This window comes from uncultured Roseovarius sp. (genome assembly GCF_963972555.1).
Taxonomy (GTDB): domain Bacteria; phylum Pseudomonadota; class Alphaproteobacteria; order Rhodobacterales; family Rhodobacteraceae; genus Roseovarius; species Roseovarius mucosus.
This window is the reverse complement of record NZ_CAXAUM010000015.1, coordinates 24,765-49,620: the sequence shown is the minus strand read 5'-3', so window position 1 is coordinate 49,620 and position 24,856 is coordinate 24,765. Positions and strand designations below refer to the sequence as shown.

The following is a 24,856-nucleotide window of genomic DNA, read 5'->3' as shown; positions in this document are numbered from 1 at the left end:
CGCTTGCCGCCCGCGTCGGCCCCGCCTACCCTGAAAGGAGCAGGGACAGGAGGGGCCGACATGCCGTCACATCACGCCACATCGCTGGAAGAGTTGCCGGATCTGGCGGCGGTCTTGGCGCGGTCCGGCCTAGACTTCATCCAAGACATGATCGCAGGCCGCCTGCCCGGCCCCCCGATCGGAGCCACGCTGGGGTTTTCAGCCGTCGAGGCCATGCACGGGCATGTGGTGTTCGAAGGGGCCGCGCAGTTTGACGTGACTAACCCCATGCGCGGCGTGCATGGTGGCTGGTACGGGGCGATCCTCGACAGTTGCATGGGCTGTGCGGTGATGACGGCACTCGAGCGCGGCGAGACCTACACGACCCTCGAATACAAGGTGAATATCATCCGCGCCCTGCCGCTTGACGTGCCGGTGCGGGCCATTGGCACGCTCGAGCACAAGGGGCGCTCGACCGCCGTCGCGCGGGGGGAATTGCGCGGGCACACCGATGGGCGGCTTTATGCCACGGGCACGACCACCTGCCTGGTGATGCGCCCGGACAGCGCATAGGCGCCCGCCCGCACAGCACCCCCTTGCACAGCGCCTTGCCCGCGCGTAAACCGCGCCCGATACATCGGCTCAGGACTGCACCCATGCCCGTTCTCGTGATGAAATTCGGCGGCACATCGGTCGCCAATATCGACCGCATCCGCCGCGCCGCCAAGCGCGTGGGTTTGGAAGTGGCCAAGGGCTATGACGTCATCGTCATCGTCTCGGCCATGTCGGGCAAGACCAACGAACTGGTGGGCTGGGTGAACGAGATTTCGCCGCTGCATGACGCGCGCGAATATGACGCCGTGGTCAGCGCAGGCGAGAATGTGACGGCGGGCCTGATGGCGCTCACGTTGCAGGAAATGGACATCCCGGCGCGCAGTTGGCAGGGCTGGCAGGTGCCGCTCAAGACCAATTCCGCGCATTCCGCCGCCCGGATCGAGGAGATTCCGACCGACAACATCAATGGCCGCTTTGCCCAAGGCATGCGCGTGGCCGTTGTCGCCGGGTTTCAGGGCATCAGCCCCGAGGGGCGGATCACCACGCTGGGCCGGGGCGGATCGGATACCACCGCCGTGGCCTTTGCCGCAGCCTTTGACGCAGAGCGCTGCGACATCTACACCGATGTGGACGGGGTCTATACCACCGACCCACGCATCACCTCCAAGGCGCGCAAGCTCGAAAAGATCGCCTTCGAGGAAATGCTGGAACTGGCCTCGCTGGGGGCCAAGGTGCTGCAAACCCGTTCCGTGGAACTGGCGATGCGCTATAATGTGAAACTGCGCGTGCTCAGCAGTTTCGAGGAACCATCTGATGAAGCCGGCACACTGGTCTGCGCCGAGGAGGAAATCATGGAATCACAGGTTGTCAGCGGCATCGCCTATTCCCGAGACGAGGCGAAAATGACGCTTATCTCGGTGGCGGACCGTCCCGGCATCGCCGCCGCCATCTTTGGACCCCTGTCCGAGGCGGGGGTCAATGTCGATATGATCATCCAGAATATCGCCGAAGAGGGGCGCACCGACATGACCTTTTCCTGTCCGACGGATCAGGTCATACGCGCCGAAAAGGCGCTGCGCGAGGCCAAGGAACGCGGCGACATCAACTATCACGACCTTGTCGCCGATACCAATGTGGCCAAGGTGTCTGCGGTGGGCATCGGCATGCGCAGCCAATCGGGCGTTGCCGCCAAGATGTTCAAGACGCTCAGCGATGAAGGAATCAACATCAAGGTGATTGCAACCTCCGAGATAAAGATTTCCGTGCTGATCGACCGGAAATACATGGAACTCGCGGTGCAGGCGCTGCATGATGCCTTCGAGTTGGACAAAGCGGCCTGACCCGGCCCCAATTTTATCCCTGCCGGGTCTGGCCAATCCCTGAATCCGCCCCGGGGGACCGCCGCCTATGACCGAGCATTTCAAGACCGACAGCCGCCAGATGCTGGGCCGTCTGCGCGCCATCATGGCCGAGGATGCGGGCGGGCAGACGCGGCTTGACCAGATCACGCGCCTCATTGCCGAGGAAATGCGGATCGAAGTGTGTTCGATCTATCTCTTCCGCGATGAGGATACGCTGGAACTTTGCGCGACCGAGGGTCTGAAGGCCGAGGCCGTGCACCAGACCCGGATGCGCATGGGCGAGGGTCTGGTGGGCCGTGTGGCGCGCACCGGCGAGGTGATCAACACCGACAATGCCCCGGCAGAACCCGGGTTTCGCTACATGCCGGAAACCGGCGAAGAGGCCTATTCGTCCTTTCTGGGCGTGCCGGTCCAGCGGCTTGGCGAGAAACTGGGCGTTCTGGTCGTGCAATCGAAACAGGCGCGGCTCTTTTCGGAAGAGGAGATCTATGCGGTCGAGGTGGTCGCCATGGTTCTGGCGGAAATGGCCGAACTGGGTGCCTTCGTGGGCGAAGGGGCGGCCATGTCGGCGCGCCACCAGCAAGCGGTGCTGTTTCGCGGCACCAGCGCACAAGAGGGCACGGCGCAGGGCCGCGTTTGGCTGCACGAGCCGCGCGTGGTTGTCACCAATCCCATCGCCGACGATCCGGTGCGCGAGCTGGCGCGGCTGAATGAGGCGGTCGAGACGCTGCGCGTGGGCGTGGACCGGATGCTGAGCTCCGCCAAGGGTGGCGACAAGGATCAGATGGAGATCCTCGAAGCCTATCGCATGTTTGCCAATTCCAAAGGCTGGATGCGCCGGATGGAGGCCAATATCGACAGTGGTCTCTCGGCAGAGGCCGCCGTCGAAAAGGAACAATCCGCCGCCCGCGCCCGCATGACCCAAGTGACCGATGCCTATCTGCGTGAGCGTCTGCACGATCTCGACGACCTCTCGAACCGGCTGTTGCGCATCCTGACCGGACAGGGCAACGAGACCGGCGCCGACATGCCCCCCGATCCCATTCTCATCGCCCGCAACATCGGCCCGGCGGAGTTGCTCGATTATGGCCGCAGCCTCAAGGGGATCGTGCTGGAAGAGGGATCGGTCGGCTCTCATGCCGCGATTGTCGCGCGGGCGCTGGCGATTCCGCTGGTGATCCATGCCAATCGCATCACCACCGAGGCGCTGAATGGCGATCCGATCCTTGTTGATGGCGATCAGGGGATTGTCCATCTACGGCCCGACGATACCGTGGTATCGGCCTTTCGCGACAAGATGGCGATGCAGGCCGAAGCGCAGCAGCGCTATGCCTCGATCCGCGACAAGCCTGCCGAAACGCTGTGTGGTCAGCGGATAAAGCTCAAGATGAATGCGGGCCTCATGGCCGACCTGCCCAGCCTTGTCGGGTCGGGCGCCGAGGGCGTTGGCCTTTTCCGCACAGAATTGCAGTTCCTGATCCGCAACCACATGCCCAAACGGGCCGAATTGTCAGAACTCTACGCGCGGGTGATGGATGCCGCGGGGGAGCAGCGCGTGGTGTTTCGCACGCTCGACATCGGCTCGGACAAGGTGCTGCCCTATATGAAGCCCAATGACGAACCCAACCCTGCGATGGGCTGGCGGGCGATCCGGGTGGGGCTGGACAAGCCGGGCGTCATGCGGATGCAGCTTCAGGCGCTCATTCGCGCGGCCAAGGGGCGCCCCCTGACCATCATGTTCCCGTTTGTAGCGCAACGCGACGAATTCACCGCCGCCCGCGCCGAAATGGACAAGGCACTGGAGCGCGAGCGTATTCTGGGCCATCCGATCCCCGAACAGATCGAAGTGGGCGCGATGCTGGAAACCCCGTCGCTGGCCTTTGCGCCGGATACCTTTTATTCCGAGGTGGATTTCATCTCGGTGGGGGGTAACGACCTCAAGCAGTTCTTTTTTGCCGCCGACCGCGAGAACGAGCGCGTGCGCCGCCGCTATGACACGCTCAACCTCAGTTTTCTCAATTTTCTCGAAGGCATCGTCTATCGCTGCGCAACGCTGGGCACACCGCTGAGCTTTTGTGGCGAGGATGCGGGACGCCCGATCGAGGCCGCCTGTCTGGCCGCCATCGGATTTCGCACGCTGTCGATGCGCCCCGCCTCGATCGGTCCGGTCAAAAGCCTGTTGCGACGGATTGATTTGGGGGGATTGCGGGATGTGATCCATGCCGAGCGCGCAGGCGGCGCGCAGACCGTGCGCCCGGCGGTGATGGACTATCTGCGCGAACAGATGTGAGGTGTTTGCCTCAGTGGCCCCCACCCCCGGCAAGGCCCACGCCCGACACCAGCGATCCCCAGACCTTGATGCGCAGCCCCGCTGCCTTGACCACCCCGGTGGCCGCGATGACATGGCCGAAAAAGCCGGGCAGATTGGTGGTATAGGTCTGCACCATGCAGCCGCTGCCATCGAGCATGATCTTTTCATGTTCGGGATGGACCAGTTCCAGATAGACGAGGATCGAACCGCGCCGCAGCATTTCCGCCGGGTCCATGAGGCGGCCACCGGGCACGATCTGCCCCGTGGAAATCGCTGGCTGGACCGAGACCACCCGCGCAGGCAGGACCGCGTTGTGAAAGGACAGGCTGAGGTTGCTGTCACAGGCAATCTCGGCGGGCATGCCGGGATAGATCGTGTTGTTCGCTGCCTGCGCGAAACCCGCTACCGTCCGCACTGGCACCCCCTCGTCGCGATCCGGGATGATCACCATTGCCGGGCTGAGGATCAGGGTCGACGCGGGGCTGCCCACGCTCAGCGCGAGCTGAGTGATCACGCCACCCGTGTAACTATGGACTTCGGTCTGCGCCAAGGCGGCCTCTGCGCTGTGTAATGCGGCCTCGGCCGCACGGCGCTGCGCCGGAAGGGTTTCGGAAATATCGGTCTCGGCCAGTGCCACCTGTGCCTCTGCCGCCGCAACCCCGGCTTCGGCAATGGCAACCGAGGATTCCAGTTGGCGCACCGCATCGCGCGTGCCCACATTGCGCGTGACCAGCGTCAGTGCATTCTCCAGATCGACCTTGAGCTTTTCAAGCGACGCCTCAGCCTCGACCACCGAGGCCTGCGCCACCTTGAGCGTCTCGGCGGCCTTGCTCTCGGCGGCCTTGATCTTGGCGAATTCCGCCTCTGCCTGCTCGAGGCTGGCGCGTTGGCTGCGGTCATCGACCCGGAACAGCAGATCGCCCGCCTCGACCCTCTGACCATTCCGCACGTTCAGCTCTGTCACCGGCCCACTGGCCTGAGCCACCACGGAAATGGTGCGAAAGGGAACGATGCCCGAATAGGATTTGGGGTGGAAATAGAAGATGACGAGGAACAGCAGAAACGCCAGCACTGCCCAGATCAGGACTGCCGTGCGCATGTTCCAGACGTTCATCGCCTCACCCCGGCGTTTGAGCTGGAAATAGCGGATGATGACCGGGAAAGACGTCAGAAGAAGCTCAAGCACGGTCGCCCTCGCCTGTTTTGGAGGTCTCTTCGTGGGGCTCGTCTTGGCCCAGGCCGCGCAGGTTGAACCGCGACCAATCTGCCATGAGCGCAATCAGAATGGCGCTGATCGGCAAGAGAATGTTGAAATGCCCGAGCGGAAAAATCTCGTAGAGCAGGGCGATTGTCAGCATGGTAGGGATCGTCTTGGCCAGTGGCGTGCCGTGCGATTGTTGCTCTGCCCAGCGATCAAAGGCCGCGTAGAGCGTGACCAGCCCGTAGATAACGGCAATCACTAGCGCAAGCGAGACCCAAGCCAACGTGTCACCTTCGCCCGGTGTCGCGAACCAACTGGGCAGTGCCGCGCCATGTTCCCCTGTCGTTGCCATTGCTGAAATCCATAGTGACCAATGGATTCAGCCTATGGGCTGCGCTCACAATATCAAGAAAATTATCGGCGGGGCTGCCCTTATTTGGGTCCGCGCGGCAGGGCCTGGATCAGGTGACGCGCCCCTGCGCGTCTTCGGCCCGGGCGCGAAACTCGGCGATCAGCGCCGCGTGGTCGCGGCCCGAGTCGATGGCCAGCCGCCGCAGCCCGAAATGCACCTGCGCCATATCCTGATAATAGCGGGTATAGGCATAATTGGTCGCCGCCCCCGCTGCGGCCCCCAGAATTGGCACTGTCTGCGCCGCAAGCTTTTGCCCCATGACCGCCGCCAGACGCGGAGCCACTCGCGCGATCAGTGCATTCAGCGCGGGACCTGTAACCGTCATCCGGCTGCCCAGAAAGCCCAGATTGGCCCCATCGTCACGCTCAAGCGGCCCTGCCGCGCCAAACACCTGCACCGAATCGAATCGCACGCCCGGCTCGGACGGATCAAACCCATGTTCCGCCGCGACATCCTGAATTGCGCGCAAGAGCACGGTAACCGTGATCGGCAATTCAGCCAGCGCCGTGGGCAGGCCGCCCATGCCGCCCATCGCCCCCATCGAGGTAGTCAGCGCACGGGCCATCCATCCGGGTTGATCGCCCACCACCCCGCGCGAGCGATGCGCCATTTCGGCCGCCCGGCGCAGCGCCTCTTCGGTGGTCTCGTTGAGCCGCGCGCGCAAGGCAGGCGGCAGACGGTCGAGCAGCCCCTCGGCCCGGCCGCCCACGAGGTTGAGCAGGTCGATCACGCCATTGCCCGCCTGCGCGTTGCGCGCCACCAGCGCGCGCAAGCGCCGCTCGGTCTCGGCCTCGTCAATCGGTCGGCCCAAAAGCTCCATTCGCGTGCCTCACCCTTGTTGTCCCGATTGAACTGGCCACAGCGGCGCATGAATTCAAGCGTCACGCCCCACTTTACCGGCCACATCCTTCCATGCGCCGTGGCGCAATTCCAGCCCCAGAACGCGCTCGGGGTTGGTGGGGGGCGGCATTTCCACGGCCTCCAGCTTGGTGAAACCAAAGCGGCTGTAATAGGGCGCATCGCCCACGAGGATCACCCGCTCCCAGCCCAGCGCTGCCGCGCGCTCCAGACTGTCGCGCATCAGCAGCGCGCCCAGTCCCTCGCCTTGATGGGTGGGATGCACCGCCACCGGCCCCAGCAAGAGCGCCCGCGCCGGGCCGATCCGAACGGGCCAATAGCGGATCGCCCCCGCCAGAATGCCCGCACCATCACGCACGACGCGGCACAGATCGCGCACGGGCGGCACATCGTCGCGCAGCCGGTAGGACGACAGCGCCTCGCGCCCCGGCGCGAAACACAGGTCATAGAGGGCCTCAACCTCCCAGTAATCAACGGGTTGCTCCGTCTCGAGGGTGAACATGCCGCGCGTTGCCCTTGCCAAAAATCGACTGGCCATGCGCCTAGCACGACGTTACGACAGGCACAAACCCGATGACCAAGGAGAAGCGGATGTTTTACCGACCCGAAGAGGGCCATGGCCTGCCGCGTAACCCGTTCAATGCCATCGTGACACCGCGCCCGATCGGCTGGATTTCGACCCGTGGGGCCGATGGGCAGGACAATCTGGCCCCTTATTCGTTCTTCAACGCGGTGGCCTATGTGCCGCCACAGGTGATGTTCGCCTCGACCAGCGCCAAGCCGGATCGCGGCGACACCAAGGACAGCGTCGCCAATATCCGCGAGACAGGCGTCTTTTGCGTCAATATCGTCAGCGAAGCGTTGCGCGACGCGATGAACCAGACCTCTGGCGCATGGGGGCGTGAGGTGGATGAATTCACCGATGCGGGGTTGGAAAAGGCGACCTGCGAAACCATCGCGTGTTCCCGCGTGGCGGCAAGCCCGGCCAGTCTGGAATGCAAGCTGACGCAGATCGTGCAATTACCGGGTGAGGCGAATTTCGTGGTCTTTGGCGAGGTCACGGGCGTGCATATGCGCGATGACTGCATGGTCGAGGGTCGGTTCGACGTGACGCGGTTCAATCCGCTGACGCGGCTCGGGTATCAGGATTATTCCGTGATCCGCGAGACCTTCAGCCTGAAGCGACCGGGGGAATGAGCCGCGCGGACCGCTGGGCCGGGGTCTAGCGAAACACCGGATGCGGTTGCCACTTTATGCCTGCCAAGTCCACATGACCTCACGGTCTGGCGCTCACTCTCAAAATCGCTAGGCCGCGGGACGGCCCAGCGATCCGCGCGGCGCCCTTCGGGCTTGATTCCGCGCGGGGGATGACTGAGGCCAATCCCCCCTCACCCCGCCGAAATCGCTGTGCCAAGCTTGGCCGCGCGCCGCCCCATGCTCTCGCGGCCCAGCGTGCGGCAGAGGATCAGCACCGGAATGAGGCCAAAGCCCACCAGCACCAGCGAGGGCACTGCCGCTTCTGACAGCCGCTCGTCTGCGGCCAGGCGATGCGCCTGCACCGCCAGCGTCTGAAAATCAAAGGGATGCAGGATCAGCGTGGCGGGCAATTCCTTCATCACATCGACAAAGACGATCAACAGGGCCGTGAGAACCGAAGTGCGCGCCACCGGCAGATGCACCCGTGTCAACAGCTTGGGCCCCGGCTGACCCAGAGATCGGCCAATCGCATCGAGATGTCCCGGCACCGTCGCCATGCCACTGTCATAGGCATTGAGCGCCGCCGCCATGAACCGCACCACATAGGCCATGATCATGAGCCAGATTGATCCGGTGATCAAAAGCCCGGTGCGGATGCCGAATGTCTCTTGCATGAAGGCGTCAATGGCATTGTCGAGCCCCGCCATCGGCACCATGAGGCCCACCGCAATCACGCCGCCGGGCACCGCATAGCCCAGACCCGCCCCCATCACCAGCCAGCGGGCGCTGCGCCCCGGACGGGTGCGCGCGCGAAACCCCACAAGGATCGCCCCCGCCACGGTCAGCACCGCCGCCACACTGGCCAAGAGCAGCGAATTCGACATGAACCCAAGATAGCGCGCCGAGAGGATATTCTGACCCGAGCCGATGGCCATTTCCCCCAGCATGATCACCGGGATGATGAACCCCAGCAGCACCGGCAGGAAACAGAGGGCAAAGGCCCCCCAGCCCGCCGCACCGCGCAATTCGGGGCGTTCCATCGTCTCGAACCGCGCGCCGCGTCCGGCGGTGCGCGACCGCCCCCGGCTTGCCCGCTCCAGCCCCGCCAAGAGCAGCGCGAAACTGAGCAGGCAGAGCGCCAGTTGCGCCGCCGCTGCCCGGTCGCCCAGGCTGAACCACGCCTGATAGATGCCGGTGGCAAAGGTCTGGACATTGAAAAACGCCACCGTGCCGAAATCGGCGATGGTCTCCATGATCGCGAGCAGCGCGCCGCCCGCAATCGCCGGGCGCGCCATCGGCAGGGCCACGCGCCAGAAGGCCTGCATCGGCGAACGGCCAAGCGTGCGCGCCACAAGGAACGCATTGCCCGATTGCTGCCGGAACGAGGCGCGCGCCAGCAAGTAGACATATGGATAAAGCACGATGGTCAGCATCAAGGCCGCGCCGCCCAGGCTGCGCACCTCTGGAAACCAATAGTCGCGCGGCCCCCAGCCGGTAACGGCACGCAGGGCGGTTTGCACCGGGCCGGGATGATCCAGGAAGTGCGTATAGGCATAGGCCATGACATAGGCCGGAAAGGCCAGCGGCAGCGCCAGCGCCACCTCCAGCACTCGCACACCGGGAAAGCGGTAGACCGTCACCAACCAGGCCGTGACCGATCCGATCACCGCCGTGCTGACACCAACGATCGCCACCAAGGTCAGCGTCGTTGCGGTATAGCGCGGCAGGACCGAGGACAGCACCTCGCGCCAAGTCTGTAAATCCCCCGCAAAGGCCGCAAGCGCCGCAGCGAGGATGGGCGCCACGCAGAGCGCGACCACGACCCAGGCAAGGCGGTGCAATAGGGTTTCGCTCATGGGGCTGATGCTCCGACATAATCCGACGGTTTTTATCAGTATTCCGGGGCGGCAGGCGGGTCAAGCCGATGCGGCGCTCACGCCCCCGACACGCCCGCCTCGGCAAAAGTGGCCATGCCGGAATGACAGGCGAGCGCCGCCTGCACCACGCCGATGGCCAGCGCCCCGCCCGACCCTTCGCCCAGACGCAGGCCCAGCGACAAGAGCGGCACCTTGCCCAGCTCCTGCAACAGACGCGCATGGCCCGGCTCGGCGCTGACATGGCCCGCCACCGCGTGATCCAACGCTCCGGCGAAGTCCGCCTCCAGACAGGCGGCGGCAGCGGTGCAGATAAAGCCGTCGAGAACCACCGGAATGCGCAACTGTCGCGCCCGCGCCATCGCCCCCGCCATCGCCGCCAGTTCGCGCCCGCCCAAGCGGCGCAAGATCTCCAGCCCGCCCGCGCCGTCGGCGGCGTTGACCGCGACCGCCCGCGCCACGATCTGCGCCTTATGCGCCAAGGCCGCGTCTGCCAGCCCCGTGCCGCGCCCGGTCCAGTCCACGGCCTCCCCGCTGTAGAGCGCCAGCGCAATCGCTGCTGCGCTCGTGGTGTTGCCAATGCCCATTTCCCCCACGACCAAGAGATCGCAAGCAGGGTCCACCGCGGCCCAACCGCTGTTGAGCGCGGCGACAACCTCGGTCTCGGACATGGCCGCGGAGAGGCTGATGTCGCCCGTGGGCCGCTCGAGATCGAGCGCGACCACATCCATCCGCGCGCCGACCTGCGCCGCCAATTGATTGACCGCAGCACCCCCTGCGCGGAAATTGGCGACCATCTGCGCGGTGACGGCTGCGGGAAAGGCGGACACGCCCTGCGCCACCACCCCGTGATTACCCGCAAAGACGATCACTTGCGGGGCTGTCACACGCGCCCGCGCATCGCCACGCCAACCGCAATACCAGAGCGCCAGCTCCTCGAGCCGCCCCAGCGCGCCGGGGGGTTTGGTGAGCTGCACATCGCGTGCTTGCGCGGCCTGCGTCGCGGCAGCATCCGGGCCGGGTGCACCGCGCAAGAGTGCGCCGAATTCCGAGAGCGAAGAGAAGGCGGGCACCATGCAAAGCCTCATTGATTGTGCTGCCCCCATTCTGTATCGCAGGCAGAGCCCCCGCCCCAGACGAAAAAGGGCACGCCCATGGCAGAAAACGACAAGGCCTTGATCCGGCTTGGGGATATGCCCCTTGCGCTGAGCCTGCTCAGCCGTTTGCCGGTGCCGCTTCACCGGTTCGACCGGGGGGCACGTGCGGCCTGGGCCTATCCGCTGGCGGGGCTGGTGCTGGGCGGGATTGCGGGCCTTGGCGGGATAGCGGCCTTGGCGCTGGGACTGCCCACGCCGCTTGTGGCGCTGATTGCCCTGACCCTTCCGATCATTCTGAGCGGCGCGATGCACGAGGACGGGCTGGCCGATACCGCCGACGGTCTCTGGGGCGGCTGGACGCGCGCGCGGCGGCTGGAGATCATGAAGGACAGCCATATCGGCAGCTATGGCGTGATCGCGCTTATCCTGTCGTTGGGCGCGCGCGGCGTGGCGCTCTGGCTGCTCTATGAGGCCAGCCCGGCCATGGCGACAACCGCCCTTCTGGCCGCCGCTCTGCTGTCGCGGGCGATGATGCCAGGGGTCATGTGCGCCCTGCCCCATGCCCGCGCCAATGGGCTATCGCAGGCGCAGGGCCGTCCGCCGCGGACTACGGCCCTCTTGGGGCTGGCGATTGCGGTGGCGCTGACCTGCGGCCTTGTCGGGGCGGCGGGGCTGAGCTCGCTCATTGCGGCTGGGATCGTCACCTGTGCAATCGCCCTCATTGCCCGTGCCAAGATCGGCGGGCAGACCGGCGACATCCTCGGGGCCACGCAGCAACTGGCGGAAATCGCGGTGCTGGTCAGCCTCTTGCCCTGACTGACGAAAAAAGCCGCGTCCTCGGACGCGGCCCTTTCCAGATCTTTGTGGTGTGGTTCACGCGGCGCGCGATACCAGCACCTCGTCCACTTTGCGTGCGGCCAGCACCTCGTCCCCGCCCGAAACGGCAGCGACTTCGCGCGTCAAACGCTCGAGTGCGGCCTCATAGAGCTGACGCTCGGAATAGCTCTGCTCGCGTTGATCATCCGAGCGGTGCAGGTCGCGCACCACCTCGGCAATGGCAATGAGATCGCCGGAGTTGATCTTTTGCTCGTATTCCTGTGCCCGACGCGACCACATGGCGCGCTTGACCTTGGCCTTGCCCTTGAGCGTGCTCATCGCCTTGGACACGACATCGGGGCTGGACAGGCCACGCATCCCGATTTCGGTGGCCTTGTTGGTGGGCACCCGCAGGGTCATCTTGTCCTTTTCAAAGGAGATCACGAAAAGTTCCAGCGTGATGCCGGCGATTTCCTGCTCTTCGATCGAAACGATCTGGCCTACGCCATGGGCGGGGTATACAACGTAATCATCGGGGCGAAATTCGGACTTCTTGGTCTTCGACATTCAGGTCTTCCTCGCAGGGCTGCCAGCTCGGACGCACAAAAACACATGCCAAGGGCCAATGCGGTCCACGGTATATGTGTATCTGTCGCAGAGAAATCCACCCCCGGGCAGCAACGCGGGTGAATGGATATCAGGCACATTTGATCTTGTCATGAAACTGTATCACAAAAAACCGCCCAATGAAAGGGCGGTGTTCTGGCTAGGGGGATTCCACCCTGCAAATCAAGGGCTTATCCAGTTCACGTTTTCGCGCGCAGCCAGCTTTTACCGATTCGCCGCGCGAATCGGATCTTAGCCGCCCTGTCCGGGTGCCTCGGAAAAGTATTTCTCAAGCTTACCCGCCTCGCCGTCGCGCTCTTCCGCCTCGGGCAGCGGGTCTTTCTTGGTGATGATCACCGGCCACATTTCCGCGTATTTGCGATTGAACTCGACCCATTTTTCCATGTCCGGCTCTGTGTCCGGGCGGATCGCATCGGCGGGGCATTCAGGCTCACATACGCCACAGTCGATACATTCATCGGGATGAATGACCAGCATGTTCTCGCCCTCGTAAAAACAGTCGACCGGGCAGACCTCGACACAGTCGGTGTATTTGCAGGCGATACAGGCGTCGTTCACGATATAGGTCATGGCCGTCTCTCATTCTTGCCGAATTGCGCCTCACCTAATCCAGTGGGGCGGATCAATCAAGCGGTCCCGATTCATTGAGGTCGAGTTTGCGGCGGTCGCGCTTGGTCGGGCGTCCTTTTCCCTCATATTTGGGCGCGGGTGGAACGCTGTCCTGCGTCACCGGGTCGCTGAGATCGTCATAGAGCGTCTGTGCCTCGGGGGCGGGGCCGCGCCGCGTGCCGATCTCGACAATCCGCACCACCCGGACGCGCGTCGCCTGCGCAAAGGTCAGAACGTCGCCCGGCCCGACCGCCTGCGCAGGCTTGGTGATCCGCGCGCCATTCACGCGCACATGCCCGGCGGTGATTTCCTTGGCCGAAAGCGTGCGCGTCTTGAAGAACCGCGCCTGCCAGAGCCATTTGTCGAGGCGGATCTTGGCGGTGATTCCGTCCAAGACCTCAGCCCTTGGTCCTCAGCCCCATCAGTGCTGCGGCGAAGGGATTGTCCGGGTCGATCCGATCATTGCGCTTCTCGGGCTTTGCCGCGTAGGTTTTGGGCTGCTCGTCGCGGGTCTCGCGCGGTTTGCCCTTGCCGGGTTTGCCGCGCGGTTTGCCACCTTGGCGTTGCGGACGGTCGCGTTTCTGCGCCGCGTCGCCATCGCCTTGGGCGGGCTGTCCACCCTGAGCACCACGCGGGCCGCGCCCGCCCTGTGCCGGGCGCTCGCCACGCGAGCGATTGGCGCGCGGGGCCCAGGTAAAGGTATAGTAGACCTCGAGTTCGGGGGTCGCGACCTCTGGGCTTTCGCCGGGGAGCACCTCTTCGGCCGGGGTCTCGTCGAGCGCCGCAGGCACCTCGGCCTCGCCGACAGGCTCTGCCGCGACGGGGGCAACCCCCTCATCGGGAATATCCGCAACCACATCGCCCGCCGTTTCGGCCTCTGCGGCCTGTGCGGCATCCGCAGGGGCATCCACGATGGCCTGATCCACCGGCTTGACCTTTTCACGCTCCCCGCGCTCGGCCTTGTAGCCCAGCCCCTGCATGAGCAACGCGAATTGCTCGAGCGTCATGCCGGTGATCGAGAGCATGTCGGGCTTGGCCTCGAACCCGGCGCGGGTATCCTCGCTGCGCAGCATGTCGGCCAGACGTTCCAGCATGTCGATGCGGATCGCCCGATCCCCTGCGGCGCGATAGCCCGCCATGGTAAAATATCCCTTGGGCGCGTCGCTACGCGCGGGCACCGTCACCAGACCGGGGGGCGGTGCCTCGGGGAAGTCGTCCATGCCTTGTGCCAGCGACCACAGCACCAGCCGCAGGCGTGTCGGCGCAGGCTTGAGCAGGAGCGGCAAAAACACCGTGAACTGGCCAAAGCGGATGCCATGCTTGCGCAATGCGCCACGCGCCTCTTGATCCAGCGCCTTGACCTCGTCAGCCACCTCACCGCGCGGAATGAGGCCCATCGCCTCGACCATGCGAAAGCCAAATCCGCGCGCCAGACCGTTCAGTGTCTCGTCGCGCTGGATGTTCAGGAGCGGCTCGAACAGCGTGGCAATCCGGCGGTCGATGTAATGCTGCAAGCGGCGCTGCACCTTGGCGGCGACATCCGGACCCGCCTCGTCATCGACAAAGGCCACGATCTGCGGCTTCAAAGGATCGGCACCGGGCGTGAGCTTGCCCACCGCCTCCTTGCCCCACAAGAGGCCGCCTTGCTCTGTAAAGTCGATCTCGGTGTCGGGAGCGTTGTAGAAACGATCCGCCTTGAGATGGAAATGCGGGGCCAATGCCGCAACGCTCGCCTGTTGCAGCGTGCGGGCCTCTTTGCCCGCAGCCGCGCGGTCCTGCATGAAGCGGAACCCTTCGAGCCGTCCGACGAATTCGCCCTCGACGGTCACATCACCTTGATCGTTTACTTCGGCCACCATGGCTTCCTTCTGCTTGAGCCGGCGCAACAAAACCGAGGTGCGCCGATCCACAAATCTCTGGGTCAGAGCGCCATGAAGCGCATCCGACAGGCGGTCTTCTACAGCGCGTGTCGCGCCGCGCCAATGGTTTTCGTCATCCAGCCAGCCTTTTCGCTGCGCGACATAGGTCCATGTGCGGATATATGCCAACCGTTTGGACAGCGTGTCGATGTCGCCATCGGTGCGGTCGATGCGCGCCACCTGCTGTGCCAGCCAGTCATCGGGCACGCGGCCATAGTCGGTCAGATCGCAATAAATCCGCTCCAAGAGGCTGGCATGTTCGGCGGCGCTGATGCCGCGAAAGTCGGGAATGCGGCACACATCCCACAAGAGTTTCACCGCGTTGCCGCCGATTGCGCGCTGTGCCACGTCGGGCTGTTCCGCCAGCGTCTTGAGCGCGCCCAGATCGTCCGCTTCGCGGGCGCGCACCAGCAAGTCGTGATCCGGTCGCGCCTCGAGGCTGCCGATGAGTGCCGCCGTGGTGCCGAATTGCAGACGCGCATTGCGCCATTCCAGCTTGCGGATGGGGGCAAAGCGATGCTCCATGATCGCCTCGGCCAACTCGGGATCGAGGTCCGGCGCCTCGCCGGTCACACCAAAGGTGCCGTTGTTCATCCCCCGCCCCGCGCGCCCCGCGATCTGCCCCAACTCATTGGGCTGCAAATAGCGCATCCGCCGCCCGTCGAATTTGCTGAGCGACGAAAAGGCCACGTGGCTGATGTCGAGATTGAGCCCCATGCCGATGGCATCGGTCGCCACGAGATAATCGACATCGCCATTCTGATAGAGCTCGACCTGCGCATTCCGGGTGCGCGGGCTGAGGGCGCCCATGACCACCGCAGCGCCGCCCTTTTGCCGGCGCAAAAGCTCTGCCATGGCATAAACGTTTTCCACGGAAAAACCCACGATGGCGCTGCGGGCGGGCATCTTGGCGATCTTGCGCGGGCCGGTATAGGTCAGTTGCGACATGCGTTCGCGGCTCAGAAACTCCACCCCCGGCACCAGCGCTGCAATGGTTTGGCGCATGGTGTGGCTGCCCAGAAACTGCGTCTCGCGCAGCCCGCGCATCCGCAACAGACGGTCGGTAAAGACATGGCCGCGCTCTGGGTCGGCACAAAGCTGAATTTCGTCCACCGCCACGAAATCCGCACCCATCCCCTCGGGCATCGCCTCGACGGTGCAGACCCAGTATTGCGCGCGCTCGGGCACGATCCGCTCTTCGCCTGTGACGAGCGCCACGACAGAGGGTCCGCGCACCGCGACGATCTTGTCATAGACCTCGCGCGCCAACAGGCGCAGCGGCAGGCCGATGATGCCCGTGCGATAGCCCAGCATGCGCTCGATGGCATAATGTGTCTTGCCGGTATTGGTCGGGCCCAGAACCGCGAAGGTTCTTGACTGCTCGGACATCCGCCCTGCTCCTTGATCCTGTCAGAGATCCGCGCCGCCCAAATCCCGGGCGACGCTCTCCCGGGCCTTGGTTACGTCCTCGTGATGGGGATGTATAGCCAGAGCGCGCGAAAACGCCTCTTCTGCCAGATCGGGCTGCCCCAATTCCTTGAGCAGGACGCCCAAACCGTAGATCGCGTTGAAATGTCGTGGCTCGATCGCCAGCGCGCGCTCTATGTCATGCAGGGCAAGACCATAGCGCTCTTGCCGGAAAAACGCGACCGACCGCAAATGCCAAGCCTCGGCAAAGTCTGGCGCATGATCGATCGCGGCGCTCAGATGCGCGATGGCTGCCGTCATGTCCCCCGCCTCGATCGCGTCCTGTCCGCGCCGCAACAAGAGATCCATCGCGGGCGACCCGGACCGCGACAGTTCGAGTTCGATCTCTGCGGCAATCTTGCGCGCCTCCGGCGCTTCGGCTTGCGAAAGCTGGGCAAACAACCCATCCAGCCGCGTCTCCTGTGCCAGCGCAGGTAGGGAAAACGTGACTATCGCGACAAATGCCGCGACGATACGGTTGAGATTGAGGTTTGCTGCGCCCATAACAGTAGAGAGTTTAGCGCAGATTGTCCGGTTGCACAGCCCCGGCATCGCAAATGTGAAAGGAAGCGCAGATGAGCGACGTGATCACTGCGGCCGTGGCCGCCCTGAATGAAAAACTGGGGGGCGAGGGCCTTGAGGGAAGCGCGAAATTCGTGATCGAGGATGAGGGGGCCATCGTGATCGACGCCAATGGCGCGCGCGCAGGCGACGACGACACCGATGTCACCCTGACCGCCAGCCGCGACACGTTCGAATCGATCCTCGCGGGCGATCTCGATCCTGCCGCCGCCTTCATGTCGGGCCGCCTCAGCGTGGATGGCGATATGGGCATGGCGATGAAACTGGGCAGCGTGCTGGCCTGATGCACGCGGCGCCGCTCTTTGACGATGTGGCCCAAGGGCCGGAGGGCGGCACCGCATGGTGGATTTCGGCCTCGGACGGGGTGAGCCTGCGGGTGGGCCTATGGAACCGGGATGCAAAGGGGGGCACGGTGCTCCTCTTTCCCGGTCGGACCGAATATATCGAGAAATATGGGCGCGCCGCAGCACATTTCGCGGACTGCGGCTATGCCACGCTGGTCCTTGACTGGCGCGGTCAGGGTCTGTCGGACCGCCTGACCACCGATGCCATGGCAGGCCATGTGCATGAATTCGCGGACTACCAGCGGGACGTGGCCGCGATGGTCGAGGCGGCGAGACGCCTTGATCTGCCGCGCCCTTGGCACCTTCTGGCTCATTCGATGGGCGGCTGCATCGGCCTGCGCGCTGTGATGCAGGGGCTCGACGTGCAAACCTGCGCCTTTTCCAGCCCGATGTGGGGCATCCACATGGCGCAGGCCCTGCGGCCCGTCGCCTGGTCACTGTCCTGGGGCAGTCGGCAGTTGGGGATGAGCCATCACTACGCCCCCGGCACCGCAGGCGCGCATTACGTGCTGGAAGAGCCGTTCGAGACCAACAAGCTGACCAATGACCGCGAGATGTATGAGTACATGGCGCAGCAATTGAAGGCCCATCCCGAATTGGGACTGGGCGGGCCCAGCCTGCGCTGGCTGCACGAGGCGCTGCGCGAAACCCGCGATCTGGCACGCGCGCCCTCGCCTGACCTGCCCTGCCTCACCATTCTGGGCAGCGACGAGCAGATTGTGGATGTGCCCCGCGTCATCGACCGTATGGCGCATTGGCCGGGCGGGCATCTCGAAATGGTCCCCGGCGGGCGGCACGAAACGCTGATGGATACGCCCGACACGCGCGGGCGCCTGCTGCGCCAGCTCTGCGATTTCTACGGCGGCGCGTGGCGCGCGTCGGCTACGGATCGCGCCTCACGGGCGAACGCTGTTCCCCAAGCCCGCTGATCCGCACCACCATTTCATCACCCTCGGTCAGATAGCGCGGCGGCTTGCGCCCCATGCCCACGCCCGGCGGCGTGCCAGTGGCGATCACATCACCCGGCTCGAGCGTCATCAGCGCGCTCAGATAGGCCACGATATGCGCCACGGAAAAGATCATGCGCGCCGTCGTGCCCGTCTGCATCCGCGTGCCACTGAGGTCGAGCGACAGATCGAGCGCCTGCACATCGCCCAGCGCATCGGGCGTCACCAGCCACGGCCCCATCGGCGCAAAGGTGTCACAGCTTTTGCCCTTGGTCCATTGCCCGGCCCGCTCCATCTGAAAGGCGCGCTCGGACACGTCGTTGACGATCGTGTAGCCCGCAACATGATCCAGGGCCTCAGCCTCGGTGACATATTTGGCGCGTCGGCCGATCACCACGCCCAGTTCCACCTCCCAATCGCCCTTCTGCGCACCGCGCGGCAGGCGGACGGTATCGTTGGGCCCGCAAATGGCCGAGGTCGCCTTGAGAAACACCACAGGCTCTGGCGGGGCGGCCACGCCCACCTCTTCGGCATGGTCGGTATAGTTGAGGCCGATGCAGATCAGCTTGCCCACCTGCCCCACCGGCGGCCCGATCCGGGGATTGCCCGCTACGAGCGGCAGACTCTCGGGGTCGATCCGGGGCAGATCGGCAAGCACCGCCCCGGCCAAATCGGGCACCACACCCGACAAATCCCGCAGGCGTTCCTGATCGTCCAGAACCGCCGGGCGTTCCTGACCCACATCTCCATATCGTGCAAACTTCATGTGCGCGTCCCCTCTCGTAGTGCGCCTCACCCTAGTCAGCCGCACACGAAGTGCAAGCACCGCGCCCCTTGTGGCCCCCGCCCCCCCGGCCTATGTCTGGGCCATGTCAACATGAGGTGCCCCCATGCTCAACCTGCCGTTTCCCGTCCGCGATGCCAATGCCAGCTCTGGCAACAAGAACCTGGGACAGCTGCCGGAATGGGACCTGAGCGATCTCTACACCTCCGAGACCGCGCCCGAACTCACGCGCGATCTCGACTGGCTGCACAAGGCCTGCGCCGATTTCGCCGCCGATTACGAGGGCAAACTGGCCACGCTCGACGCGGCCGGTCTCTTGGAGTGTATTCGCCGCGACGAGGCGATCAGCACCACGGCGGGGCGCATCATGTCCTACGCGGGCCTGCGCTATTACCAGCTGACCACCGATGGCGGGCGGGCGAAATTCATGTCCGATTGCCAGGAGAAGGTGACGAATTCGACCACGCCGCTGGTCTTTTTCTCGCTCGAACTCAATCGGCTCGACGAAGGCGCGCTGACGGCGATGTATGCCGAGAATGCCGAACTTGCCCGCTACAAGCCGGTGCTCGACCGCATCCGCGCGATGAAGCCCTATCAGCTTTCGGATGAGCTGGAAAAATTCCTGCATGATCTGGGCGTTGTCGGCGACGCCTGGGAGCGCCTCTTTGACGAGACCATCGCCGGGCTGACCTTTACCGTGGATGGTGACGACCTCAACATCGAGGGCACGCTCAACCTTCTGACCGAACAGGACCGCTCCAAGCGCGAATCAGCCGCGCGCGAACTGGCGCGGGTCTTTGGCGAGAATATCCGCACCTTTGCCCGCGTCCACAACACGCAGGCCAAGGAAAAAGAGGTGATCGACCGCTGGCGCAAGATGCCCACGGCCCAGACCGCACGCCACCTCTCGAACGATGTCGAGCCCGATGTCGTCGAGGCGTTGCGCAATGCGGTGGTCGCGGCCTATCCGAAACTGTCGCATCGCTATTACGAGCTCAAGCGCAAGTGGCTGGGGCTGGAGCGGATGCAGGTCTGGGACCGCAACGCGCCCCTCCCGATGGAGGCCCCGCGCCTAGTCGATTGGGACGAGGCGCGCGACACGGTGATGGGGGCCTACGCCGCCTTTGATCCGCGCATGGCCGATCTGGCGCAGCCGTTTTTCGAACGGGGCTGGATCGACGCCGGTGTGAAACCGGGCAAGGCGCCGGGGGCCTTTGCCCATCCGACCGTGACGACCGTGCATCCCTATGTGATGCTCAACTACCTTGGCAAACCGCGCGACGTGATGACGCTGGCGCATGAGCTTGGGCATGGCGTGCATCAGCGTCTGGCGGCGGATCAGGGCGAATTGCTGTCCTCGACACCGCTCACCTTGGCCGAGACCGCCAGCGTGTTTGGCGAAATGCTGACCTTCCGCCGCATGCTCGAAGGGGCCAAGACCCAAGCCGAACGCAAGGTGCTATTGGCTGGCAAGGTCGAGGACATGATCAACACGGTCGTGCGCCAGATCGCGTTCTACGATTTCGAATGCAAACTCCACGCCGCGCGCCGCGAGGGCGAACTGACCCCTGATGACATCAACGCCCTCTGGATGAGCGTGCAGGCCCAGAGCCTGGGCGACGCCTTTGATTTCATGGAGGGCTATGAAACCTTCTGGGCCTATATCCCGCACTTCATCCACTCGCCTTTTTACGTCTATGCCTATGCCTTTGGCGATGGCCTCGTGAATGCGCTCTACGCGGTCTACGAAGAGAACCCCGACGGGTTTCAGGACAAGTATTTCGACCTGCTCAAGGCGGGCGGCTCCAAACATCACAAAGAGCTTTTGGCGCCCTTCGGCCTAGATGCCAGCGACCCGGCGTTTTGGGACAAGGGCCTCAGCATGATTTCAGGCATGATCGACGAATTGGAGGCGATGGAGGGGTGAGCCTCTGCCTTCTGACATGAGTACTTGAACCATAAAGAAGCCGTAGCTCGTTCATCTGGCCAAAAATACCTCGGGGGGCACGGGGGGCAGAGCCCCCCAACCCTTCATTTCAACTGGCTGTCCTTTGATCCACGCCGGTTTATGCCGCCGCGCGGTTGGTGCGCCGAGTCACGCTCTTGCTGGCAGTCGATGCAGAGCTTGACGCCCGGAATGGCCACGCGCCGCGCCTCGGGGATGGGTTCTTCACATTCCGCACAATGAGTCAGGCTCTCGCCCTCTGGTCCGCGCCGCGCCTTGAGCCGCGCCAATTCATCCGAAATCGACGCCTCGATCTGTTCGCTCACCGCGCCGTCGCGCGCCCATCCACCGGCCATCTCGCCTTGCTCCTCTGACACGGGTCAGTTTACGCCTTGTACGCAGCCCGTCAATTCCGCTCCGCTCAGGGCAGCAGGACGCGGGGCTTGGGCAAGCTCAGCGTCATGTCGCGCACAAACGCCCCGCTGACACCAGAGGTTCCGGCCATGATATCGCGCAGAAAGCCGATGGCGGAGGGCGAGGTGACAGGTACGAAATGGTTGAGACCTGACCCATCCGCAAGCGCCGTAAAGTCGATCACCATCACATCGGGGCGCTGCACCTTGTCGGCGCGGTCGATCATGCCAAGGCGCGGCTTGCGCCCGGTGATAAAGCCCGAGAGCGACAGCGCACGATCCGCCTTGGTGATGAAAATGAGAAAGGGTTGCGGCAGGCGGCCAATCGTCTCGGCCTGCCGGTCGAAGACATCGGGATCAATGTCGGGTGACATCAGCACCACACCGCTGATCCGGGTCAGCAGAGCGCGATCCTCGCTGAGCGCAATGCTGCGCAGCGCCTCCATCACCAGACTCGATCCCATCGAATGGGCCAGCAGAAACACCTTGTCGCCCGGCCCGCCGGTCAACTGGCGCAGCACCGCCGTCAGATCGTCGCGTGCGTAGAGCACCGAATCGCGGTCGTAGATATAGCCGCGCGGATCCCCCGCCGAGGGCCAGGAAAACAGAACCCCCGGCATGGCCGTGTCAAAATCGGTCTGGATTTGAGCCAGCCGATACATCGCCTCGGAAAGGGTGTTGTTATAGCCGTGCACGAAGAGCAGCGTCTCGCGCGTGCCGGGATGGTTGCGTCGCATGGCGCGTTGCATGTCGGCCACCCCGTCAAAGATCTCGGTGCCGGTTACCACAAAATCGGTGGAGGCATCGGCCGGACCTTCAGGCCATTCGATCTGTCCCGGCGCATGGGTTGGCGGCACCGACACATCCGCACGGAAAAACCGCATCCCCTCGGGCCGCTCCAACCCAAAGATCGGCCCGGTCTGATCCAGCTTGCGTCCTGTGGCCACATAGACCGGCTGGATCGTGGCGCTGGGATCCGGGGCCGCACGCTCGGCGGTGACACGCGGCGCACAGGCCCCAAGAAGCACAATCGCGCCGCCCAGCATGGCGCGCCTCACATTGCCTGCCCAGTTGTCACCCAGTCCCATGCCACACCTCACCCGCACTCATTTCGCAGTGAGAGATACGCGCAAAGTCCGCCCGCGCCAAGGGACCTCAGGCGGAGGTGAGCATGCCTTTTTCCTGCGCCAAGGCGCGCATACGCTTTTGCAGCTTTTCAAAGGCGCGCACCTCGATCTGGCGAATACGCTCGCGGCTCACGTCATAGGCGGCGCTCAGATCCTCAAGTGTCACGGTCTCGTCACTCAGCCGCCGCTGGGTGAGGATGTCGCGCTCGCGCTCGTTGAGCACGTCCATCGCCTGCACCAGCAATTCGCGCCGCGCATCCAACTCGTCGCGCCGCTCATAATCGCCGGCCTGATCGGCATCCTCATCCTCCAGCCAGTCCTGCCATTGCATCGAGCCTTCGCCCTCAGCCCCGACCGTGGCATTGAGCGAGGCATCGGCCCCCGCCATGCGCTGATTCATGCTGATCACTTCAGCCTCGGTCACGCCCAGATCGGTCGCGATCTTCTTGACAACCTCGGGGCGCATATCACCGTCTTCCAACGCGCCGATCTTGGCCTTGGCCTTGCGCAGGTTGAAAAAGAGTTTCTTTTGCGCCGAGGTGGTGCCCAGCTTCACAAGGCTCCAGGACCGCAGGATATATTCCTGGATCGAGGCGCGAATCCACCACATCGCATAGGTCGCCAGGCGAAAGCCGCGCTCGGGGTCAAAGCGTTTGACCGCCTGCATGAGGCCCACATTCGCCTCGGAAATCACCTCGGCCTGCGGCAGCCCATAGCCGCGATAGCCCATGGCGATCTTGGCCGCGAGGCGCAGGTGGCTTGTGACCATCTTGTGCGCGGCCTCGGTGTCCTGCTCTTCGGCCCAGCGCTTGGCCAGCATATATTCCTCTTCCGGCTCCAAGAGCGGGAATTTGCGGATTTCCTGCATATAGCGGTTGAGGCCGCCTTCCGGCGTCGGGGCTGGCAGATTGTTATAATTTCCCACGCTGTCGTCCCTCCAGATGTTTGCATCGTTAACATTCAACTAGGTAGATGCGGGCACCCTTTCAAGGTGCTTACACTGATGTAACTAACGCAGAGTTAGGATGGTTCCGTCGCGGCGCTCGTTTTATGACAGAAAGTCACGCGATCTTGCGCCGCTGTCACGCAGCGCGCAAGGCAGAGAGCAGCGCTTGCATGTCCTCAGGCAACTCCGCCTCGAACCTGAGCGCGGCCCCGCTGACAGGATGTGTGAACCCCAGCACCGCCGCATGAAGGGCCTGCCGGGGAAATCCCTGCGCCGCCGCCACACCCGCAGGCGTCAGCGCCTTTTCCTTGAGCTTGCGGCGCCCGCCGTAGACCGGATCCCCGATCAGCCCATGGCCCGCATGGGCCATATGCACCCGGATCTGATGGGTGCGCCCGGTCTCCAGCCAGCACTCCATCAACGCGGCAACGGCAGGCGTGCCGAAACTCTCGATCACCCGCGCCCGCGTCACCGCATGCCGTCCGCCCTCGAACAGGACCGCCTGCCGCTGCCGGTCGGTCTTGTGCCGCGCAAGGCGGGTGGCGATGCGCAGGACATTGCCAGCCTCGAAACTGATCCCCGGCAGGCCACGCAGCCGTGGATCGCTCGCATCAGGCACACCGAAAACCACGGCCAGATACTGTCGCGCGACGCTATGCGCCTCGAATTGCGCGGCCAGACCCTGATGCGCGGCATCCGACTTGGCCACCACCAAGAGGCCGCTGGTATCCTTGTCGATGCGGTGGACAATGCCCGGCCGCTTGGCCCCGCCCACACCCGAGAGGCTGTCACCGCAATGATGCAAGAGCGCGTTGACCAGCGTGCCCTCGGGACTGCCGGGGGCGGGATGCACCACCATGCCCGCAGGTTTGTTGATGACGATCAGATCGTCATCTTCATGGACCACCTCGAGCGCAATGGCCTCTGGCATCATATGGCTCTCGCGCGCCTCCGGCAGGGCAATCTCGATCAGGTCGCCCGCCTGCACCCGCGCCTTGGCCTCGGTCACGACCGCGCCGTTGACCCGCACCGCCCCCTCTTCCAAGAGCCGCGCCAGCCGCGTGCGCGACAGGACCGCCGCCTCTGGCACATCCCGGACAAGCGCCTTATCAAGGCGCTGAGGCGGATCATCCCCGATCCGGAAAACAAGCGGGTCCAATCCCATGGATGACAACTCTCCGCCGGTCGCCCCGGCCACACTGAAGTTTCTGGCGCGGCTGGTCACGCTCTTGACCGCCACGATGGTTGTCGGCCTCATAGTGATGATCGGCCTCTTTGTCACCCGCTTCTGGGGCGACGAGGCGGGTACGCTGGCCCTGCCCGACAGCATCACGCTGCCAGCGGACACGCGCGCCACCGCCGTGACCCAAGGCCCGGACTGGTTTGCCATCGTGACCGAGGACAACCGCATCCTCATCTACGACCGCCAGAGTGGCAGCCTGCGGCAAACCGTGTCCATCGAGACACAAAACTGATTTTTGAGGG

The 24,856-nt window shown here is 64.3% G+C and carries 25 protein-coding genes; 9 read left to right on the top strand and 16 right to left on the bottom strand.

Annotated elements, in window-relative coordinates; genetic code table 11:
• The first annotated feature begins 60 nt into the window (after positions 1 to 60).
• From AACZ65_RS13960 to ptsP, 3 genes are all read left to right on the top strand, one after another.
• On the top strand, positions 61 to 552 hold the full coding sequence (locus AACZ65_RS13960) for a PaaI family thioesterase (RefSeq protein ID WP_339671832.1): 492 nt from the start codon (positions 61 to 63) through the stop codon (positions 550 to 552).
• An 83-nt stretch (positions 553 to 635) separates the two neighbouring features.
• Positions 636 to 1,874, top strand: coding sequence for an aspartate kinase (locus AACZ65_RS13955; RefSeq protein ID WP_339671830.1), 1,239 nt, complete (start codon positions 636 to 638; stop codon positions 1,872 to 1,874).
• A 67-nt stretch (positions 1,875 to 1,941) separates the two neighbouring features.
• On the top strand, positions 1,942 to 4,185 hold the full coding sequence (gene ptsP, locus AACZ65_RS13950; RefSeq protein ID WP_339671828.1) for a phosphoenolpyruvate--protein phosphotransferase: 2,244 nt from the start codon (positions 1,942 to 1,944) through the stop codon (positions 4,183 to 4,185).
• A 10-nt stretch (positions 4,186 to 4,195) separates the two neighbouring features.
• Here ptsP and AACZ65_RS13945 read toward each other — a convergent pair whose 3' ends face one another.
• The 4 genes from AACZ65_RS13945 to AACZ65_RS13930 all read right to left on the bottom strand — a co-directional run bounded on the left by AACZ65_RS13945 (position 4,196) and on the right by AACZ65_RS13930 (position 7,179).
• Positions 4,196 to 5,392, bottom strand: a complete 1,197-nt coding sequence (locus AACZ65_RS13945) for a biotin/lipoyl-binding protein (protein ID WP_339671826.1) — start codon at positions 5,390 to 5,392, stop codon at positions 4,196 to 4,198.
• The gene (locus AACZ65_RS13940; RefSeq protein ID WP_339671824.1) at positions 5,385 to 5,759 is read right to left on the bottom strand and encodes a hypothetical protein; all 375 of its coding nucleotides are present in this window, start codon (positions 5,757 to 5,759) and stop codon (positions 5,385 to 5,387) included. Before AACZ65_RS13940 ends, AACZ65_RS13945 begins: the two co-directional genes overlap by 8 nt.
• A 109-nt stretch (positions 5,760 to 5,868) precedes the next feature.
• Positions 5,869 to 6,639, bottom strand: coding sequence for an EcsC family protein (locus AACZ65_RS13935; RefSeq protein WP_339671822.1), 771 nt, complete (start codon positions 6,637 to 6,639; stop codon positions 5,869 to 5,871).
• A 54-nt stretch (positions 6,640 to 6,693) separates the two neighbouring features.
• Complete coding sequence (locus AACZ65_RS13930; protein ID WP_339671820.1) at positions 6,694 to 7,179, bottom strand: N-acetyltransferase; 486 nt, start codon at positions 7,177 to 7,179, stop codon at positions 6,694 to 6,696.
• A gap of 89 nt (positions 7,180 to 7,268) precedes the next feature.
• Here AACZ65_RS13930 and AACZ65_RS13925 point away from each other — a divergent pair, with 89 nt between their 5' ends.
• Complete coding sequence (locus AACZ65_RS13925; protein WP_339671818.1) at positions 7,269 to 7,874, top strand: flavin reductase family protein; 606 nt, start codon at positions 7,269 to 7,271, stop codon at positions 7,872 to 7,874.
• Between the two features lie 191 nt (positions 7,875 to 8,065).
• Here the strand turns inward: AACZ65_RS13925 and AACZ65_RS13920 are convergent, their stop codons facing one another.
• Positions 8,066 to 9,730, bottom strand: a complete 1,665-nt coding sequence (locus AACZ65_RS13920; protein WP_339671816.1) for an iron ABC transporter permease — start codon at positions 9,728 to 9,730, stop codon at positions 8,066 to 8,068.
• A gap of 77 nt (positions 9,731 to 9,807) precedes the next feature.
• Positions 9,808 to 10,824 carry a nicotinate-nucleotide--dimethylbenzimidazole phosphoribosyltransferase gene (gene cobT / locus AACZ65_RS13915; RefSeq protein WP_339671814.1) on the bottom strand — a complete coding sequence of 339 codons (1,017 nt, stop codon included), beginning with the start codon at positions 10,822 to 10,824 and terminating at the stop codon, positions 9,808 to 9,810.
• Between the two features lie 78 nt (positions 10,825 to 10,902).
• Between cobT and cobS the strand changes: the two genes are divergently transcribed.
• On the top strand, positions 10,903 to 11,661 hold the full coding sequence (cobS, locus tag AACZ65_RS13910) for an adenosylcobinamide-GDP ribazoletransferase (protein ID WP_339671812.1): 759 nt from the start codon (positions 10,903 to 10,905) through the stop codon (positions 11,659 to 11,661).
• Between the two features lie 57 nt (positions 11,662 to 11,718).
• Here cobS and AACZ65_RS13905 read toward each other — a convergent pair whose 3' ends face one another.
• From AACZ65_RS13905 to AACZ65_RS13885, 5 genes are all read right to left on the bottom strand, one after another.
• Positions 11,719 to 12,228 carry a CarD family transcriptional regulator gene (locus AACZ65_RS13905; protein WP_008280623.1) on the bottom strand — a complete coding sequence of 170 codons (510 nt, stop codon included), beginning with the start codon at positions 12,226 to 12,228 and terminating at the stop codon, positions 11,719 to 11,721.
• A gap of 291 nt (positions 12,229 to 12,519) precedes the next feature.
• Entirely contained in the window at positions 12,520 to 12,858 is a 339-nt protein-coding gene (fdxA, locus tag AACZ65_RS13900; protein ID WP_297541224.1) for a ferredoxin FdxA, read from the bottom strand.
• Positions 12,859 to 12,910: 52 nt separating this feature from the next.
• Positions 12,911 to 13,291, bottom strand: coding sequence for an RNA-binding S4 domain-containing protein (locus AACZ65_RS13895; protein WP_339671808.1), 381 nt, complete (start codon positions 13,289 to 13,291; stop codon positions 12,911 to 12,913).
• A gap of 4 nt (positions 13,292 to 13,295) precedes the next feature.
• Entirely contained in the window at positions 13,296 to 16,205 is a 2,910-nt protein-coding gene (locus AACZ65_RS13890; protein WP_339671806.1) for a helicase-related protein, read from the bottom strand.
• A gap of 21 nt (positions 16,206 to 16,226) precedes the next feature.
• Complete coding sequence (locus AACZ65_RS13885; protein WP_339671804.1) at positions 16,227 to 16,787, bottom strand: tetratricopeptide repeat protein; 561 nt, start codon at positions 16,785 to 16,787, stop codon at positions 16,227 to 16,229.
• A 71-nt stretch (positions 16,788 to 16,858) separates the two neighbouring features.
• Between AACZ65_RS13885 and AACZ65_RS13880 the strand changes: the two genes are divergently transcribed.
• Both AACZ65_RS13880 and AACZ65_RS13875 read left to right on the top strand, forming a co-directional pair.
• Entirely contained in the window at positions 16,859 to 17,149 is a 291-nt protein-coding gene (locus tag AACZ65_RS13880) for an SCP2 sterol-binding domain-containing protein (protein WP_339671802.1), read from the top strand.
• Positions 17,149 to 18,138: an alpha/beta hydrolase gene (locus tag AACZ65_RS13875; RefSeq protein ID WP_339671800.1), complete on the top strand. Its 990-nt coding sequence runs from the start codon at positions 17,149 to 17,151 to the stop codon at positions 18,136 to 18,138. The genes AACZ65_RS13880 and AACZ65_RS13875 overlap by 1 nt, the downstream gene beginning before the upstream one ends.
• On the opposite strand, the gene AACZ65_RS13870 is transcribed toward AACZ65_RS13875, so the two are convergent.
• Complete coding sequence (locus AACZ65_RS13870) at positions 18,092 to 18,922, bottom strand: fumarylacetoacetate hydrolase family protein (RefSeq protein WP_339671798.1); 831 nt, start codon at positions 18,920 to 18,922, stop codon at positions 18,092 to 18,094. The two genes, AACZ65_RS13875 and AACZ65_RS13870, sit on opposite strands and share 47 nt — an antisense overlap.
• 124 nt (positions 18,923 to 19,046) lie before the next feature.
• On the opposite strand from AACZ65_RS13870, the gene AACZ65_RS13865 reads away from it, so the two are divergent.
• On the top strand, positions 19,047 to 20,867 hold the full coding sequence (locus tag AACZ65_RS13865; protein WP_339671796.1) for a M3 family oligoendopeptidase: 1,821 nt from the start codon (positions 19,047 to 19,049) through the stop codon (positions 20,865 to 20,867).
• 104 nt (positions 20,868 to 20,971) lie between these two features.
• Here AACZ65_RS13865 and AACZ65_RS13860 read toward each other — a convergent pair whose 3' ends face one another.
• The 4 genes from AACZ65_RS13860 to AACZ65_RS13845 form a co-directional block, all read right to left on the bottom strand.
• Positions 20,972 to 21,241: a DksA/TraR family C4-type zinc finger protein gene (locus AACZ65_RS13860; RefSeq protein ID WP_339671889.1), complete on the bottom strand. Its 270-nt coding sequence runs from the start codon at positions 21,239 to 21,241 to the stop codon at positions 20,972 to 20,974.
• Positions 21,242 to 21,306: 65 nt separating this feature from the next.
• On the bottom strand, positions 21,307 to 22,386 hold the full coding sequence (locus AACZ65_RS13855; protein WP_339671794.1) for an alpha/beta fold hydrolase: 1,080 nt from the start codon (positions 22,384 to 22,386) through the stop codon (positions 21,307 to 21,309).
• A gap of 67 nt (positions 22,387 to 22,453) precedes the next feature.
• On the bottom strand, positions 22,454 to 23,350 hold the full coding sequence (gene rpoH / locus AACZ65_RS13850; RefSeq protein WP_037272713.1) for an RNA polymerase sigma factor RpoH: 897 nt from the start codon (positions 23,348 to 23,350) through the stop codon (positions 22,454 to 22,456).
• A gap of 157 nt (positions 23,351 to 23,507) precedes the next feature.
• Entirely contained in the window at positions 23,508 to 24,536 is a 1,029-nt protein-coding gene (locus tag AACZ65_RS13845; protein WP_339671792.1) for an RluA family pseudouridine synthase, read from the bottom strand.
• Here AACZ65_RS13845 and AACZ65_RS13840 point away from each other — a divergent pair.
• Positions 24,535 to 24,846 (top strand): DUF6476 family protein, encoded by a 312-nt coding sequence (locus AACZ65_RS13840; RefSeq protein ID WP_339671791.1) that lies wholly within the window; start codon positions 24,535 to 24,537, stop codon positions 24,844 to 24,846. The genes AACZ65_RS13845 and AACZ65_RS13840 overlap by 2 nt on opposite strands.
• Positions 24,847 to 24,856 lie beyond the last annotated feature (10 nt).

Coding starts and splice junctions, on each gene's coding strand:
- AACZ65_RS13960 (WP_339671832.1), top strand. CDS start 61: ATGCCGTCACATCACGCCACATCGCTGGAAGAGTTGCCGGATCTGGCG.
- AACZ65_RS13955 (WP_339671830.1), top strand. CDS start 636: ATGCCCGTTCTCGTGATGAAATTCGGCGGCACATCGGTCGCCAATATC.
- ptsP (WP_339671828.1), top strand. CDS start 1,942: ATGACCGAGCATTTCAAGACCGACAGCCGCCAGATGCTGGGCCGTCTG.
- AACZ65_RS13940 (WP_339671824.1), bottom strand. CDS start 5,759: ATGGCAACGACAGGGGAACATGGCGCGGCACTGCCCAGTTGGTTCGCG.
- AACZ65_RS13935 (WP_339671822.1), bottom strand. CDS start 6,639: ATGGAGCTTTTGGGCCGACCGATTGACGAGGCCGAGACCGAGCGGCGC.
- AACZ65_RS13930 (WP_339671820.1), bottom strand. CDS start 7,179: ATGTTCACCCTCGAGACGGAGCAACCCGTTGATTACTGGGAGGTTGAG.
- AACZ65_RS13925 (WP_339671818.1), top strand. CDS start 7,269: ATGTTTTACCGACCCGAAGAGGGCCATGGCCTGCCGCGTAACCCGTTC.
- AACZ65_RS13920 (WP_339671816.1), bottom strand. CDS start 9,730: ATGAGCGAAACCCTATTGCACCGCCTTGCCTGGGTCGTGGTCGCGCTC.
- cobT (WP_339671814.1), bottom strand. CDS start 10,824: ATGGTGCCCGCCTTCTCTTCGCTCTCGGAATTCGGCGCACTCTTGCGC.
- cobS (WP_339671812.1), top strand. CDS start 10,903: ATGGCAGAAAACGACAAGGCCTTGATCCGGCTTGGGGATATGCCCCTT.
- AACZ65_RS13905 (WP_008280623.1), bottom strand. CDS start 12,228: ATGTCGAAGACCAAGAAGTCCGAATTTCGCCCCGATGATTACGTTGTA.
- fdxA (WP_297541224.1), bottom strand. CDS start 12,858: ATGACCTATATCGTGAACGACGCCTGTATCGCCTGCAAATACACCGAC.
- AACZ65_RS13890 (WP_339671806.1), bottom strand. CDS start 16,205: ATGTCCGAGCAGTCAAGAACCTTCGCGGTTCTGGGCCCGACCAATACC.
- AACZ65_RS13885 (WP_339671804.1), bottom strand. CDS start 16,787: ATGGGCGCAGCAAACCTCAATCTCAACCGTATCGTCGCGGCATTTGTC.
- AACZ65_RS13880 (WP_339671802.1), top strand. CDS start 16,859: ATGAGCGACGTGATCACTGCGGCCGTGGCCGCCCTGAATGAAAAACTG.
- AACZ65_RS13875 (WP_339671800.1), top strand. CDS start 17,149: ATGCACGCGGCGCCGCTCTTTGACGATGTGGCCCAAGGGCCGGAGGGC.
- AACZ65_RS13870 (WP_339671798.1), bottom strand. CDS start 18,922: ATGAAGTTTGCACGATATGGAGATGTGGGTCAGGAACGCCCGGCGGTT.
- AACZ65_RS13865 (WP_339671796.1), top strand. CDS start 19,047: ATGCTCAACCTGCCGTTTCCCGTCCGCGATGCCAATGCCAGCTCTGGC.
- AACZ65_RS13860 (WP_339671889.1), bottom strand. CDS start 21,241: ATGGCCGGTGGATGGGCGCGCGACGGCGCGGTGAGCGAACAGATCGAG.
- AACZ65_RS13855 (WP_339671794.1), bottom strand. CDS start 22,386: ATGGGACTGGGTGACAACTGGGCAGGCAATGTGAGGCGCGCCATGCTG.
- AACZ65_RS13840 (WP_339671791.1), top strand. CDS start 24,535: ATGGATGACAACTCTCCGCCGGTCGCCCCGGCCACACTGAAGTTTCTG.
- AACZ65_RS13845 (WP_339671792.1), bottom strand. CDS start 24,536: ATGGGATTGGACCCGCTTGTTTTCCGGATCGGGGATGATCCGCCTCAG.